This window comes from Streptomyces panaciradicis (genome assembly GCF_023516615.1).
In the GTDB taxonomy this organism is placed as follows: Bacteria; Actinomycetota; Actinomycetes; order Streptomycetales; family Streptomycetaceae; genus Streptomyces; species Streptomyces panaciradicis.
In genome coordinates, this window is the sequence record NZ_JAMGBF010000119.1 from 1 (window position 1) to 14,785 (window position 14,785).

12 protein-coding genes and 1 riboswitch are annotated in these 14,785 nt (G+C 71.9%); of the genes, 9 read left to right on the forward strand and 3 right to left on the reverse strand.

Features of this window, described 5'->3' with window-relative positions; genetic code table 11:
• The 4 genes from M8J74_RS32260 to M8J74_RS32275 form a co-directional block, all read left to right on the forward strand.
• On the forward strand, nucleotides 1–1,408 hold a 1,408-nt coding region (locus M8J74_RS32260), incomplete at its 5' end, for a transketolase C-terminal domain-containing protein (protein WP_249839838.1).
• Nucleotides 1,405–2,790: an aspartate aminotransferase family protein gene (locus M8J74_RS32265; protein ID WP_249839839.1), complete on the forward strand. Its 1,386-nt coding sequence runs from the start codon at nucleotides 1,405–1,407 to the stop codon at nucleotides 2,788–2,790. The genes M8J74_RS32260 and M8J74_RS32265, both read left to right, overlap by 4 nt.
• Nucleotides 2,791–2,885: 95 nt before the next feature.
• Nucleotides 2,886–3,509, forward strand: coding sequence for a helix-turn-helix domain-containing protein (locus tag M8J74_RS32270; RefSeq protein WP_249839840.1), 624 nt, complete (start codon nucleotides 2,886–2,888; stop codon nucleotides 3,507–3,509).
• Nucleotides 3,506–3,631, forward strand: coding sequence for a DUF6126 family protein (locus M8J74_RS32275; RefSeq protein WP_249839841.1), 126 nt, complete (start codon nucleotides 3,506–3,508; stop codon nucleotides 3,629–3,631). Before M8J74_RS32270 ends, M8J74_RS32275 begins: the two co-directional genes overlap by 4 nt.
• Before the next feature lie 12 nt (nucleotides 3,632–3,643).
• On the opposite strand, the gene M8J74_RS32280 is transcribed toward M8J74_RS32275, so the two are convergent.
• Nucleotides 3,644–4,441 carry a tyrosine-protein phosphatase gene (locus M8J74_RS32280; RefSeq protein ID WP_249839842.1) on the reverse strand — a complete coding sequence of 266 codons (798 nt, stop codon included), beginning with the start codon at nucleotides 4,439–4,441 and terminating at the stop codon, nucleotides 3,644–3,646.
• Between the two features lie 170 nt (nucleotides 4,442–4,611).
• Between M8J74_RS32280 and M8J74_RS32285 the strand changes: the two genes are divergently transcribed.
• The 3 genes from M8J74_RS32285 (at nucleotide 4,612) to M8J74_RS32295 (ending at nucleotide 9,119) form a co-directional block, all read left to right on the forward strand.
• Complete coding sequence (locus M8J74_RS32285) at nucleotides 4,612–6,684, forward strand: alpha-galactosidase (protein WP_249839843.1); 2,073 nt, start codon at nucleotides 4,612–4,614, stop codon at nucleotides 6,682–6,684.
• Nucleotides 6,685–6,999: 315 nt separating this feature from the next.
• Nucleotides 7,000–7,157, forward strand: a riboswitch (cyclic di-AMP (ydaO/yuaA leader).
• Between the two features lie 4 nt (nucleotides 7,158–7,161).
• Nucleotides 7,162–8,082 (forward strand): M23 family metallopeptidase, encoded by a 921-nt coding sequence (locus M8J74_RS32290; protein WP_249839844.1) that lies wholly within the window; start codon nucleotides 7,162–7,164, stop codon nucleotides 8,080–8,082.
• A 251-nt stretch (nucleotides 8,083–8,333) separates the two neighbouring features.
• Nucleotides 8,334–9,119, forward strand: coding sequence for an SGNH/GDSL hydrolase family protein (locus M8J74_RS32295; protein ID WP_249839849.1), 786 nt, complete (start codon nucleotides 8,334–8,336; stop codon nucleotides 9,117–9,119).
• Between the two features lie 39 nt (nucleotides 9,120–9,158).
• On the opposite strand, the gene M8J74_RS32300 is transcribed toward M8J74_RS32295, so the two are convergent.
• Nucleotides 9,159–9,779: a TetR/AcrR family transcriptional regulator gene (locus tag M8J74_RS32300; protein ID WP_249839845.1), complete on the reverse strand. Its 621-nt coding sequence runs from the start codon at nucleotides 9,777–9,779 to the stop codon at nucleotides 9,159–9,161.
• Between the two features lie 216 nt (nucleotides 9,780–9,995).
• The gene (locus M8J74_RS32305; RefSeq protein WP_249839846.1) at nucleotides 9,996–11,174 is read right to left on the reverse strand and encodes a Glu/Leu/Phe/Val dehydrogenase dimerization domain-containing protein; all 1,179 of its coding nucleotides are present in this window, start codon (nucleotides 11,172–11,174) and stop codon (nucleotides 9,996–9,998) included.
• Nucleotides 11,175–11,522: 348 nt separating this feature from the next.
• Between M8J74_RS32305 and M8J74_RS32310 the strand changes: the two genes are divergently transcribed.
• The gene (locus M8J74_RS32310) at nucleotides 11,523–12,779 is read left to right on the forward strand and encodes an MBL fold metallo-hydrolase (RefSeq protein WP_249839847.1); all 1,257 of its coding nucleotides are present in this window, start codon (nucleotides 11,523–11,525) and stop codon (nucleotides 12,777–12,779) included.
• Nucleotides 12,780–13,426: 647 nt separating this feature from the next.
• Nucleotides 13,427–14,785 (forward strand): sensor histidine kinase (locus tag M8J74_RS32315; RefSeq protein WP_249839848.1); only part of this gene is annotated, 1,359 nt, incomplete at its 3' end.

Below are 14,785 nucleotides of genomic sequence, written 5' to 3' on the forward strand. Positions count from 1 at the left end.
GTCGTACGCCCCGACCATCGGCGGGCTCGCGAACCACCTCGCCACCCTGCGCACCACCGACTCCTACGAGAAGGTCCTCGCCTGGGGCAAGGAGGTGCTGCTGCGCACACCCGTCGTCGGCAACACCGTCTACGAGTCGCTGCACGGCGCGAAGAAGGGCTTCAAGGACGCCTTCGCCCCGCAGGGCATGTTCGAGGACCTGGGCCTGAAGTACGTCGGCCCGATCGACGGGCACGACATCGGGGCCGTCGAGTCGGCGCTGCGCCGCGCGAAACGTTTCCATGGCCCCGTCCTCGTCCACTGCCTCACGGAGAAGGGCCGCGGCTACGAGCCGGCCCTGGCCCACGAGGAGGACCACTTCCACACCGTCGGCGTGATGGACCCGCTCACCTGCGAGCCCCTCGCGCCCTCCAACGGCCCTTCCTGGACGTCGGTGTTCGGCGACGAGATCGCCGCGATCGGGGAGGAGCGGGAGGACGTCGTCGCGATCACGGCGGCGATGCTGCACCCGGTGGGCCTCGGCAAGTTCGCCGCGAGGTTCCCCGACCGGGTGTGGGACGTGGGCATCGCCGAGCAGCACGCCGCGGTCAGCGCGGCCGGGCTCGCGACCGGCGGGCTGCATCCCGTCGTCGCCGTCTACGCCACCTTCCTCAACCGCGCCTTCGACCAGCTTCTGATGGACGTCGCCCTGCACCGCTGCGGGGTCACCTTCGTGCTGGACCGCGCGGGTGTGACGGGCGTGGACGGGCCCTCCCACAACGGCATGTGGGACATGTCCATCCTCCAGGTCGTGCCGGGGCTCAGGATCGCCGCGCCACGCGACGCCGACCAGCTGCGCTTGCAGTTGCGGGAGGCCGTCGCCGTGGACGACGCGCCCACCCTGGTCCGCTTCCCGAAGGAGTCCGTCGGCCCGGAGATCCCGGCGGTCGACCGGATCGGCGGACTGGACGTCCTGCACCGCGGCCCCGGCACGCCCGACGTGCTGATGGTCGCCGTCGGCGTGATGGCTCCGGTCTGCCTCCAGGCCGCCGAGCTGCTCCAGGCACGCGGGATCTCCTGCACCGTGGTCGACCCCCGGTGGGTCAAGCCCGTCGACCCGGCGCTTCCGGGCCTCGCCGCGGAACACCGGCTGGTGGCCGTCGTCGAGGACAACAGCCGTTCGGCGGGCGTGGGCTCGGCCGTGGCGCTGGCCCTCGGTGACGCCGAAGTCGACGTGCCGGTACGGCGGTTCGGCATCCCGGAGCAGTTCCTCGCGCACGCCAAACGCGGCGAGGTGCTGGCGGACATCGGGCTCACACCGGTGGAGGTGGCCGGGCGGATCAGCGCGAGCCTGGCCGTCAAGGAGGCCGAGAACACTCTGGCCGTCAAGGAACAGGTGGACGGCACCGTCAAGGAGAGGGCCGAATGACCAAGGAGTTCGACCTCGGGGCGCTGTTGTCCGAGCGCGGAGCCGAACGCTACGAGCTGCACGGCAGGTACCTCAACCACCAGCTCCCGCGCATGCTGCACACCATCGGCTTCGACAAGGTCTACGAGCGCGCCGAGGGCGCCCACTTCTGGGACGCGGACGGCAACGACTACCTGGACATGCTCGCCGGGTTCGGGGTGATGGGCCTGGGCCGCCACCACCCGGTCGTCCGCAAGGCGCTGCACGACGTCCTCGACGCCTCGCTCGCCGACCTCACCCGCTTCGACTGTCAGCCGCTGCCCGGGCTGCTGGCCGAGAAGCTGCTGACGTACAGCCCGCACCTGGACCGGGTGTTCTTCGGCAACAGCGGTACGGAGGCGGTGGAGACGGCGCTGAAGTTCGCCCGCTACGCCACCGGCAGGCCGCGCGTGCTGTACTGCGACCACGCCTTCCACGGCCTGACCACGGGCTCGCTGTCGGTCAACGGCGAGTCCGGCTTCCGGGACGGCTTCGCCCCTCTGCTGCCGGACACCGCCGTCCCGCTCGGCGACCTCGACGCCCTGGCCCGGGAGCTGGCCAAGGGCGACGTCGCCGCCCTGATCGTCGAGCCCATCCAGGGCAAGGGCGTGCACGAGGCGCCGCCCGGCTATCTGCGCGCCGCCCAGGAGCTGCTACGCAGGCACAAGGCGCTGCTGATCGCCGACGAGGTGCAGACGGGCCTCGGCCGCACCGGTGACTTCTACGCCTACAGCCACGAGGACGGCGTGGAGCCCGACCTGGTGTGCGTGGCCAAGGCGCTGTCGGGCGGCTACGTCCCGGTCGGCGCCACCCTCGGCAAGGACTGGATCTTCAAGAAGGTCTACTCGTCGATGGACCGGGTGCTGGTCCACTCGGCGAGCTTCGGGTCCAACGCCCAGGCCATGGCGGCGGGCCTCGCCGTGCTGTCCGTCATGGAGAACGAGCAGATCGTCGCGAACGCCCGGGCGAGGGGGGAGCAGCTGAAGTCGCGGCTCGCGGCGCTCGTCGACAAGTACGAGCTGCTCGCCGACGTCCGCGGCCGCGGCCTGATGATCGGCATCGAGTTCGGCAGGCCGAAGTCCCTGAAGCTGCGCAGCCGTTGGACCATGCTGCAGGCCGCGCGCAAGGGTCTGTTCGCGCAGATGGTCGTCGTCCCCCTGCTGCAGCGCCACCGGATCCTCACCCAGGTCTCCGGCGACCACCTCGAAGTGATCAAGCTGATCCCGCCGTTGATCATCGGTGAGCCGGACGTGGACCGGTTCGTGGACGCGTTCACCGCCGTGATGGACGACGCGCACAGCGGCGGCGGACTGATGTGGGACTTCGGCAAGACGCTCGTGAAGCAGGCGGTCGCCAACCGGTGAGCCGGGGCGGGTGCTCGGCCTGAGCACCCGGCCGCGGCTTTTGCCTCTGGGGCAATAAATTTGCCGCAGGGGCAAAGTCGCGGCTCAATGGAGTCATGAGCTCTCCGGAAGCCGAGTCCGAGCCGCTCGCCGGGCCGGACCTGCCCGCCGTGGCGCCTCAGCTGCGCGCCCTGCGCCGTCGCGCCTCCCTCACCCTGGAGGCCGCAGCGCGCGCCGCCGGGCTCTCGCCGGCCCATCTGTCCCGGCTGGAGACCGGACAGCGCCAGCCGTCGCTGCCGATGCTGCTCGCGCTCGCCCGTATCTACGGTACGACCGTCTCGGAACTGCTCGGCGAGCGGGTCGCCGACCGGGACGCCGTGGTGCGCGCGGGCGACATGGAACCGACCCCGGCGGGCGGCTGGACCTACTGGCAGGCCGGGTCGCCCGGCCGTGGCATGCAGGCCCTGCGCGTCCACGTACCGCACGGCTCGCAGGGCGACATCGTGCGCGTGCATCCCGGCGAGGAATGGCTGTACGTCCTCAGCGGGCGGCTGTGGCTGCGCCTCGGTGACACCACGCACCGGCTCGCGCCCGGCGACAGCGCGCACTTCGACTCGCTCACCCCGCACCGCATCGCCGCGCAGGACCCCGACGGCGTCGAGCTCCTGTTCGTCCACACCCTGCTGCAGAGCCCGACGGCCGCGTTGTGCCTCGGCCCCACCAATGGAGAGACGCCATGAGCAACAGCAACATGGAGGAGAAATTCCCCCGCGCCCTGTGGGTCCGGCTGATCATCTACATCGCCGTGGGACACGTCTTCGCCGCCTTCATCTACCTGCTGTTCGCGGTGGGGGCGAAGTAGGCCGGCCGCCCGTCAGTCGAGCAGCCGCCCCCTCAGCCGCTCACGGATCTCCGGCGTGACCCCGAGCCCCTGCTCCAGGTACGCCTCGACCCCGCCCCAGGTCTCCTCGATGGTCTCGAAGGCCGCCGCCAGATACTCGGCGCGCGCCTCGAACAAGGGACTGAGCAGCTCCATGACCTCGGGGGAGTAGCCCGCGGAGGAGCTGCCGCTGCGGTACACCTTGTAGCGGCGGTGCTTGGCGTTGGACTCCAGGTAATCCGCGACGATGGCCTCCCGCTCGACGCCCAGGGCGAGCAGGGTGACGGCTATGGACAGGCCCGCGCGGTCCTTGCCCGCCGCGCAGTGCATCAGCGCCGGCACGCTGTCCTCGGCGAGCGAGCGCAGCACGCGCGTGTGCTCGGCGGTGCGCTCCGTGATGATCGTGCGATACGAGACGATCATGCGGTCGGCCCCCTTGCCGTCCCCGAGGACCTCGCGCAGCTGCTCGATCTCGCCGTCCCGCACCATCTTCCAGAAGCCGGCGCCGTCCGCCGGATCGGACAGCGGCAGGTTCACGTTGCGCACGCCCGGCAGCTCGACGTCCGGGCCCTCCAGCTTCTGGTCCGCGGAGTTGCGGAAGTCGAAGATCGTGTGCAGCCCCAGCGAGGCGAGGAACGCGGCGTCCTCCTCGGTCGCGTGCGCCAGGTGCCCGCTGCGGAACAGCACCCCGTGCCGCACCCGCCGGCCGTCCGCCGTCGGCAGCCCGCCCACATCGCGGAAGTTGCGCACCCGGGCCAGCTCCGGCTCGGTCGACGGGATCTGCTGCGTCACGGGGGCTCCTCCCAGTTCGCCCGCCGGCTCGGCTCGACGACGGGCACCCTGTCGACGATACGACATACGTTTCCTCGGGCAATGAGTTGTCCACAGCCGTTGCCGTAGGCCCCCACCGGCATTGATGATGTTGCTGCTTGATCGCACCTGTTCGAATATGTGAGGGCTTGATGCTGGAGATCTCCGACAACGGCCGTACCTGGCTCCTGACCGGGCCGACCAGTTCTTACGCGATGCACCTCACCGAGAACGACGAGCTCCTGCATCTGCACTGGGGTCCACGGATCGCCCTGGCCGACGCCGAGGCCCTCGCCGTACGCCCGCTGCCCGACTACCGCCCCTTCGAGTCCCCGCTCGACGGCCGCGAGGAGTACCCGGTCGAGGGCGGCCCGCGCTTCGCGCGCCCCGCCCTGTCCGTGCGCTCCGCGGAGCGGCGCGGCACCGAATGGCGCTTCGAGGCGTACGAGGCCGAGGGCGACCACCTCCGGCTCAGGTTCCGCGACGGCGGGCTCGCGATCACCCTGCACCACCGGATGCGGCACGACGTCGTCGAGCGCTGGGTGACTCTCGACAACGAGGGCCCCGGCGCCCTGGAGCTGCTGCGCGCGGACGCCGCCACCTGGACCCTCCCCGACCGCGACGGCTGGCGGCTGTCCCAGCTGCACGGCCGCTGGGCCGCCGAGTCCCGGCTCACCAGCTCCCCGCTCACCTACGGCGAGAAGATCATCGGCAGCCGCCGCGGGCACACCGGACACCAGCACCTGCCCTGGGTCGCCCTCGACACCGACGCCACCGAGGAGCGCGGCGAGGTCTACGGCTGCGCCCTGGGCTGGTCCGGCTCCTGGCGCATCGCGGTGGCCCAACTCCCGGACGCGCGTGTGCAGATCACCGGCGGCGCCGGGTACGACGACTCCGGACTGCTGAACCTGGCGGCGGGGGAGTCGTACACCACTCCCGTCTTCGCCGGGCTGTGGAGCGACGGCGGATTCGGCGGTGCGAGCCGGGCCTGGCACGCCTACCAGCGCGCGTACGTCGTCCCGGACGCCGAGCAGGACCGCCCCGTGCTGTTCAACTCCTGGGAGGCCACGGAGTTCGACATCTCCGAGGAGCAGCAGGGCGCCCTCGCGCGGCGGGCCGCGGCAATCGGCGTGGAGCTGTTCGTCGTCGACGACGGCTGGTTCGGCAAGCGCACCAGCGACCGGGCCGGACTCGGCGACTGGACGCCCAACCCGGACCGCTTCCCCAAGGGCCTGGCGCCGCTCGCCGACTACGTGCACGCCCTCGGCATGCAGTTCGGCATCTGGGTCGAGCCCGAAATGGTCAACCCGGACAGCGACCTGTACCGCGCCCACCCCGACTGGGTCCAGTTCCAGCCCGGACGCAGGCGGACGGAGCTGCGCAACCAGCTCGTGCTGAACCTCGCCCGCGAGGACGTCCAGGAGTACCTCTGGGAGCGGCTCGACGCACTCCTGTCCAGCGCCCCGATCGACTACGTCAAGTGGGACTTCAACCGCTGCTTCACGGACGCCGGCTGGCCCGGCGACGCCTATCCGCAGCGCCTCTGGGTCGACCACGTGCACGCCCTGTACGCCCTGCTGGACCGGCTCCGGGCGGCCCACCCCGGCGTCGTCTTCGAGTCCTGCTCGGGCGGCGGCGGACGGATCGACCTCGGGATCATGAGCCGTACGGACCAGGTGTGGACCTCGGACAACACCGATCCGCTCGACCGGCTCGCCATCCAGCACGGCTTCAGCCAGATCCACCCCGCGCGCGTGATGGCCGCCTGGGTCACCGACAGCCCCAACACCCAGCTCAACGGGCGCGTCAGCTCGCTGCGCTTCCGGTTCGTCAGCGCCATGGCCGGAGTGCTCGGCGTGGGTGGGGACCTCACGCAGTGGACCGAGGAGGAACTGGCCGAGGCCCGCGACTGGGTCGGCCTGTACAAGGTGATCCGGCCGCTCGTGCAGCACGGCGAGCTCCACCGCCTGAGGCCGCCGACGGGCGGGCTGAGCGCGGTGCAGTACACGCGCGGGGACGAGACCGTCGTCCTCGCCTGGCTCCAGGCACAGAGCTACGGCGAGCCCGTACCGGCCCTGCGGCTGCGGGCCCTCGACCCGACAGCGTCGTACGAATGCCTCGAAACGGGCGAAGTGTATCGAGGTGCCGTATTGCTGCATCACGGACTGCGGACCGGGCTGCGAGGCGACCTTGATGCGGCAGTTCTCCGCCTGCGCCGCATCTGACTCTTGTGTCCGAATTGGCGTGTTGGTTCTGCTTCATTCCAACTCGCGCTGCAGCAAGGGAAGCTGGAGCAGTGTCACGTGAGCAGCGTCATAGCCGTGACGGTGCGTACCTCGTCATGCTCACGTAATCGCGTTCTCTTTCCTGCGGATTGACGCGCCGGGCGAAGCGGAAATTCACGGAGAGTGACCGTGAATTTCCGCGGAGGATCAAGGGAAACGCAATCGCGGGGAACCGTCGCTTGTCCCCTCGCGTCCTCGTCGCTTACGTTCCACACCAATCCGGACGGACGCCCAATCCTGCCGCCGCCCGGAGCCCGCACCAACTCACCCGTGTACGGCAGGAGCGGGGGACCCACAGGTACAACGCCTGTTCCGGTCTCCGGAACGGCTAGGGGTACAGCCGCGACCAGCGCGCGGCCGGGCATCTCCAGCCCGCACCCGACAGCTCACCTCGCAGGCGCCGGAGAGGAATTCGCCATGCCCGCGAAGGGTAAGCACCGCCGCCCGAAGCCCCAGCGCTTCACCCGCTCCATAGCCGTCGCCGGAACCGGCGGCGCCGCGCTCGCCCTCCCGCTGATGGGCGCCACCGGCGCCCACGCGGCCACCGCCCAGTCCGCTTCCCAGTCGGTTTCGGAAAAGGCCGTGCAGGCCCTTCCGAATACCGCGAAGAAGGCGACCGAAAAGAAGAACACCGCCTCCGAAAAGGCGGTCCACGTCTATTCGGTGCGGTCCGGTGACTACCTTTCGAAGATCGCCGAGGAGCAGCACGTCAGCGGTGGCTGGCACAAGCTCTACGCCGACAACCGCACCGCCGTCGGCGACGACCCGTCGCTGATCCACCCGGGTCTGAAGCTCACGATCGGCAAGAAGGCCGCGACGAGCACCACCAGGTCCTCCTCCGCGCAGAGCCCGGCCCCGACCAAGGAGCGCTCGTCCTCCGCGGGCAAGGCCACCACCCGGAGCGCCACGGCGACCACCACCGCCACCACCGGCTTCCAGCTCCCCGTCTCCGGCGCGACCGTCGGCACCGGCTACCGCGTGGCCGGCAGCATGTGGTCCAGCGGCTACCACACCGGCGTCGACTTCGTCGTCCCCACCGGCACCTCCCTCAAGGCCGTGGGTGCGGGCACCGTCGTCTCCGCCGGCTGGGGCGGCGCGTACGGCAACCAGGTCGTCATCCGGCTCGCCGACGGCTACTACGCCCAGTACGCGCACCTCTCGCAGCTCTCCGTCTCGGCCGGCCAGAGCGTGAGCCCGGGCCAGCAGATCGGCCTCTCCGGCGCGACGGGCAACGTCACCGGCCCGCACCTGCACTTCGAGATCCGGACCACACCGGACTACGGCTCCGACGTGGACCCGGTCGCCTACCTCCGCTCCAAGGGCGTCGCCGTCGGCTGACCCCCCGCCGCCACGCGCCCGACACGCCGCCGAAGGCCGGACCCCGATCCCCGGGTCCGGCCTTCGGTGTGCACGGCTGCTCATGGTCAACCCGTCAACAGCGCTGATAGAGGCGTTATTCCGACCTTGGTCAACACTTTAGGAGTGGCTTATCTCACCGCCCGTCAAGCCCTGCCTACGGTCGCGTAGGTCACATTGGAAGGTGAATCATGACGGCTGTGGCAGACGATTCGAAGAGTGACAGCAGATCAGTGATCGGGTCGTACGTCGCGGTGGGGGACAGCTTCACCGAGGGCGTCGGCGACCCCGGCCCCGACGGGGCCTTCGTCGGCTGGGCGGACCGCTTCGCGGTACTCCTCGCGGACCGGCGCCCAGAGGGCGACTTCAGCTATGCGAACCTCGCCGTGCGCGGCAAACTCCTCGACCAGATCGTGGCGGACCAGCTCCCGCAGGCCGTCGCGCTCGCCCCGGATCTGGTCTCCTTCTGCGCGGGCGGCAACGACATCATCCGGCCGGGCACCGACCCCGACGAGGTCGCCGAGCGGTTCGAGCGGGCCGTCGCCCGGCTCAGCGAAGTCGCCGGCACCGTCATGGTGACGACCGGGTTCGACACCCGTGGCGTGCCCGTGCTGAAACACCTGCGCGGCAAGATCGCCACCTACAACGGCCATGTACGGGCCATCGCCGACCGGTACGGCTGCCCCGTGCTCGACCTGTGGTCGCTGCGGTCGGTGCAGGACCGCAGGGCCTGGGACGGCGACCGCCTCCACCTCTCGCCCGAGGGGCACACGCGCGTGGCGCTGCGCGCCGGGCAGGTCCTCGGCCTGGAGATCCCGGCCGACCCCGACCAGCCCTGGCCGCCGCTTCCGCCGCGGGGCACCCTGGAGGTGCGGCGGGACAACGTGCAGTGGGCGCGCGAGTACCTGGTGCCGTGGATCGGGCGCCGGCTGCGCGGCGAGTCGTCCGGCGACCACGTCACGGCGAAGGGCGCGCTGTCACCCGAGGACATCAGGACCCGGATCGCGGCCGTCGCCTGACGCCCGGCGGAACGAGGCCCCCGGCGCGCACCGGGGGCCTCACGCCTGCGATGCGGTCAACGCCGCCCGGTCCAGACCCAGTTCGCGTGCCAGCGCCTCGTCCACCCACTCCTGCGCCCGGGTCCGCGAGACGGCACCGGCGTACGAGGTCAGCTGCACCGCCAGCCCGTCCAGCAGGGCCGTCAGGCGCAGGGCCGCGCCGAAGGGGTCGGGGCACCGGAACTCGCCCGCGGCGACTCCCTCCGCGACGACCTCGGCCAGCGCCGCCTTCCACCGCTTGTCGAGGTCCTGCGCCACCTCCCGCAGCGCGGGTTCGCGCAGCGCCGCCGCCCAGCCCTCGATCCACAGCCGCCAGCCCTTGGCCTGGCCGGTCGGCGCGTACCAGCGCACGGCGGAGCGCAGTCGCCGCAGCGCCGTGGTGCGACGGCCGAGCAGCTTGCGCAGATGGGCCAGGTCGTCCTCGGCGGCGTAGGCGAACGCGGCGGCGACCAGCTTCTCCTTCGTCGAGAAGTGGTACAGCACCAGGGCGTTGCTGACGCCGAGCGCCGACGCCACGTCGGCGATCCGGACCGCCGCCACGCCCCGCTTCTCGATCTGCTCGATGGCCGCCCGCAGCAGTTCCTCACGCCGCTCGGCCACGCTCAACCGCACTCTCGCCACGCGGTCACCCTATTCCGTCCGCTCCGTCGCCGGTGCCGCTCAAACGGGCCGGGAGCGGACAACACAGGCGCATCGTCATGGCGTCCGACCCTATCCGCGCCGCGCCCTCGACCGCCGTCGTGGTTCGGCCTTTTCGGGCAGAGCGGTACACGTGCTCCTGGACGGGGGCGTTGCCTGAAGGCCGCCGCAGGTCGGACGGTCCTCCGCCCGCTCCCGTCAGCGGTACCAGCCGAACCGCTCCGCGATCACCGGCAGCCGGTCGGCGGCGATGGCGTGGGCCGCCGCGCGCGGGGTCGTGCCGTCGGCCTCCGCGCGGGCCAGCATCAGCTCGACCAGGGCGCGCATCGAGCGACGCGTGTGGGCGAACGCCTCCGTTGCGTCCGGGCCGATGTCGCCGAACAGGGTCCACCACCACCAGGCGTTGGTCCCGGAGTTGACGACGACGTCGGGCAGCACGGTGACACCGCGCACGGCCAACAGCTCCTCCGCCTGCGGCAGTACGGGCATGTTGGCCGCCTCGACCACCCAACGGGCCCTGATCCGCTCCTGGTCCGCGGTGTCGATCGCGTACGAGACGGCCGCCGGCACCAGCACCTCCGCCTCGGCCGCCAGCCAGGCGTCGCCCGGCAGTTCGCGGTCCCCGGGCCGCAACACCGCCCGGTCCACGGTGCCGTACCCGTCGCGCGCCGCGAGCAGCGCGTCCACGTCGAGTCCGGCAGGGTTGGCGACGGTGCCCTTGATGTCGGCCACCGCGACGACCGTGAGCCCCGCGCGCGCGAGGAAGCGCGCCGTGGCCCCGCCCATGGTGCCCAGACCCTGCACGGCGACCCGCGTCCCCGCGTGCGGCACGCCCGCCCGGTCCAGGGCGGCCAGCACCGACTCCGCGACGCCGCAGCCGCCCACCAGCTCGTCCAGCCCGATGCCGTCCACCTCCACGGCGAACGCGTCCGCGAGCCGCCGCCGGGCCGTCACCTCGTCGTCGAGCAGCGGATACACCGCCTGGATCGAGGAGACGAGCCCCGCCTCGGCCGCCGCCCGGTCCACCGTGTCCTGGGTCAGGCCGAGGTCCTCGCCCGTGGTCCAGAAGGCTTCGATGTACGGCTTCATGGCCCGCAGGTAGCGCACCAGCAGTCCGTACGCCCCCGGGTCCCGGGGATCGCAGTCGATGCCGCCCTTGGCGCCGCCCAGGGGGACGTACCGCCCCTCGGGGTCGTAGTGCAGCGCCTCCTTCATGGTCATCCCGCGCGCGAGCCCGGTGACCTCGTCCAGCGTGCACCCCTCGCGCATCCGCAGTCCGCCGCTGGCGACGCCGCGCACCAGACGGTCGACGACCAGGAAGCCCCGGCGGCCGGTGACGTGGTCGGTCCAGGTGAGCGACATCAGGGGAGCGGTCATGGGGTCTCCTCGGAGACGGCGATCAGGCGGCGGACCGGGCGGTCGGTGCGGAGGGGGAGGGCGTTACTGAATCGTCGGTCAGTATCGAGAGGGTGGTTCCGGTTGTCAACGAAAACGCGGGGACCGGCGTGCTCACCACGCCGACGAGGTTCCGTGCCGGCGGCGGGAATGGGCGCCGGAGATCGCCGGTTCTCACCGGAGTGGCAGCGGACCTCCGCCTCGCAGCGGTCGCGAGCGTCCCTATCTTTGGGCTTTCCTTGGAAAGAGCCCGCCGGGACCGCGTGACCCGGGTGCTGTCAGTGCCGCCGACCATAATGGAATGCCTCACCGACTCCACCTGGAGGTACCGTGTCCGGTTTCCGTCCCCTGAGCTCCGGGCTCAAGGCGCTGCAGCCCGAGGCTTTCGGCGCGGATCCCTCCGGTGAGCGCATGGCACGCATCCGCAGATCCCCCCACTTCAAGGACGGGGTCTTCCAGAATCCCGGCGGATCGACGGGCCGCCCCTCCCTGTCGATGGTGGACTTCGCGAAGATCTACTTCGACAAGGACGAGCGGCCCCGCCGCGCGCCCCAGGGGACCGTGCCGGTGCACGCCACCACGCTCGCCGACCTCGCGAAGCCGCCCGCCACCGGGCTGCGGCTCACCTGGATGGGGCACTCCAGCGTGCTCGCGGAGATCGACGGCCACCGGGTGCTCTTCGACCCCGTCTGGGGTCAGCGCTGCTCCCCGTTCCCCTTCGTCGGCCCCAAGCGGGTGCACCCGGTGCCGCTGCCGCTGGCCGCGCTCGGTCCGGTCGACGTCGTCGTCATCTCGCACGACCACTACGACCACCTGGACCTGCCCACGATCAAGGCGCTGGCCGACACGGACACCCTCTTCGCCGTACCGCTCGGCGTCGGCGCCCACCTCGAACACTGGGGCGTCTCCGCCGACCGGCTGCGCGAGCTGGACTGGCACGAGGCGACGAAGGTCGGCGGCCTCACGCTGACCGCCACTCCGGCCCGCCACTTCTGCGGCCGCGGGATGCGCAACACTCAGCACACCCTGTGGGCGTCCTGGTCCGTCGCCGGGGACGAGCACCGCGTCTACCACAGCGGTGACACCGGCTACTTCGACGGCTTCCGGGACATCGGCGCCGAGCACGGCCCGTTCGACGCCACGATGATCCAGATCGGCGCGTACTCCGAGTTCTGGCCCGACATCCACATGACGCCCGAGGAGGGCATGCGCGCCCACCTCGACCTCCAGGGCGGCCGGCCGCACGGCGTGATGCTGCCGATCCACTGGGCCACCTTCAACCTGGCGCCCCACCCGTGGGCCGAGCCCGGCGAGGGCACCGTCGAGGCCGCCCACGCCACCGGCTCCCGTATCGCCCTGCCCCGCCCCGGCGAGCCCTTCGAGCCCACCGCCGACACGGTCCCCTCGGACCCGTGGTGGCGCGCGGTGGCCCTGGCCCCCGAGGGCGGCTGGCCGACGGCCCTCACGGGAGCGGCGACCAGGACGACGGCAGCCTCGGCCGCCGGCGCTCAGAGCGTCACCGGGAACGGCTCGGACCGCGGTGCGGACGAGGGCACGGGGGAGCCGGAGGCGGTCGCCGCCGGGTGAGCCTCTGCGCGGGCCTCCCTGCGTGATGAGAACGGCGGGCGCGGCCCGCGACGGTGAGGACAGCGGGTCGCGGCCGGCTGGTGACTGCGGCAGGTCGCGGTCGGCCGGCGGGTGCGGCGGCCCGCTGTCCGGGCAGCACCCGTCAAGACGGCCCCGTCTCGCGTACCCCTGCCTCACGACCCTCTGCCGGGTGATGGTCGTTCCCTGCGGTTGACACGGACAGTGACGTTCAGGGGGTGACTCCGGCGAGCGGAAAGGGGGGCGAAACGGTCCGGTCGGGTCGGTGAGCGGACAGAGGGCGGTCGGTGTCCGCAGGTGGTTCCTCCCCGGCGCCGCAGTGGCGGCGCAGTGCCCCCTGTATCGCCGTGACCGCTTCTGACCAGCTCTGATCGATCCCTTCTTGAGCGGGATCGTCGGCTCCCCGGGTTTATCGGTCTGTCGTACGACGCCTCATACCAGAGCGGGACGCTCTGCGGGGGACTTTGTCAACTGCCCACCGCACATGATGCCTTGGCGACTACTGTGAGTGTCCGTCGGGCGATGCGGGGCCGCATTCCTGTCCCCCTCTCGACCGACACGACGGCGCATGCCCGAACCGCGCACACCCGCGCCCCAGGCACCGACGGACCAGCACGACGAGGAATCCGATGTCTCACCTCCGCGCACCGGCCGCACGCGCAGACCGCCGCGAGGGCGGACGGCACGGACGACCGGTCGCCCGCACAGCGCCCTCGCTGCCCGAATCGCACATACGGCCCCAACTGCTCAGGCTCGCCGTGCTGCCGCCCGTCGCGGTCGCCCTGAGCGCCAGCGCGGCCGTCCTGTTCACGATCCGCTCGACCGGTGCCCGCCCGGGCCTCATCCTGTGGGGCGTGCTCGCGGGCGCCGTCTCCGTCGCGATGGCGGGCATCGTGATCGCCGCCGTCGCCGCCGACCGGGCCGCCAGGTCCGTGAGCGACCGCATCGGCGCCCTGCGCCGCAGCACCGCCCGCGGCGAGGCCGACCTGCGTGCCCTCGTCGAGACGCTGCGCCGGGGCGACACCCCGCCCCCGCGCAAGCCGCGCGGCGCGCCCGCCGACGACGCCGAGGACTTCGAGCTGCTCGCCGCCGACCTCGCCCGGGCGCACGACGGCGCCGTCACCGCCGTCGTGCAGGCCGCCCAGCTCTCCAGCCAGGCCGGCAGCGAGCAGAAGCTCGAGGTCTTCGTGAACCTCGCCCGGCGGCTGCAGTCCCTGGTGCACCGGGAGATCTCCATCCTCGACGAGCTGGAGAACGAGATGGAGGACCCCGACCTGCTCAAGGGCCTCTTCCACGTCGACCACCTCGCCACCCGCATCCGACGGCACGCGGAGAACCTCGCCGTGCTCGGCGGCGCGGTCTCCCGCCGCCAGTGGAGCCACCCCGTCCCCATGACCGAGGTGCTGCGCTCCGCCATCGCCGAGGTCGAGCAGTACTCCCGGGTCAAGCTGGTCCCGCCGATCGACGGCACCCTGCGCGGCCACGCCGTCGCCGACGTCATCCACCTGCTCGCCGAACTCGTCGAGAACGCCACGGTCTTCTCCGCCCCGCACACCCAGGTCCTGCTCCGGGCCACCCTCGTCACCTCCGGCCTCGCCGTCGAGGTCGAGGACCGCGGCCTCGGCATGCCCGTCGCGGAGCAGAAGAAGATGAACGCCCTGCTGGCCGACCCGGACCAGGTCAACGTCGCCAGCCTGCTCGCCGACGGCCGGATCGGACTGTTCGTCGTCTCGCAGCTGGCCCGCCGGCACGGCATCAACGTCCGGTTGCAGACCAACATCTACGGCGGGGTGCAGGCCGTTCTCGTCGTACCGCAGGGCCTGCTGGGCCCGACCCCCGGCCTGCCCCAGGCCGCGGCACAGCCGCAGGGCGATACCCGCGTGACGGCAGCGGCCCCGCCGCCCCAGCTCCAGCCCTCGCGGCCGCAGTCACCGCCGCGGACCGGAGCCGACGCCACCGGGCGCCGGGCCGCGCCCCAGCCGGCCGCA

Excerpts from the sequence above, each read along its gene's own strand:
- M8J74_RS32265 (WP_249839839.1), top strand. The coding sequence starts at position 1,405 with ATGACCAAGGAGTTCGACCTCGGGGCGCTGTTGTCCGAGCGCGGAGCC.
- M8J74_RS32270 (WP_249839840.1), top strand. The coding sequence starts at position 2,886 with ATGAGCTCTCCGGAAGCCGAGTCCGAGCCGCTCGCCGGGCCGGACCTG.
- M8J74_RS32275 (WP_249839841.1), top strand. The coding sequence starts at position 3,506 with ATGAGCAACAGCAACATGGAGGAGAAATTCCCCCGCGCCCTGTGGGTC.
- M8J74_RS32285 (WP_249839843.1), top strand. The coding sequence starts at position 4,612 with ATGCTGGAGATCTCCGACAACGGCCGTACCTGGCTCCTGACCGGGCCG.
- M8J74_RS32290 (WP_249839844.1), top strand. The coding sequence starts at position 7,162 with ATGCCCGCGAAGGGTAAGCACCGCCGCCCGAAGCCCCAGCGCTTCACC.
- M8J74_RS32305 (WP_249839846.1), bottom strand. The coding sequence starts at position 11,174 with ATGACCGCTCCCCTGATGTCGCTCACCTGGACCGACCACGTCACCGGC.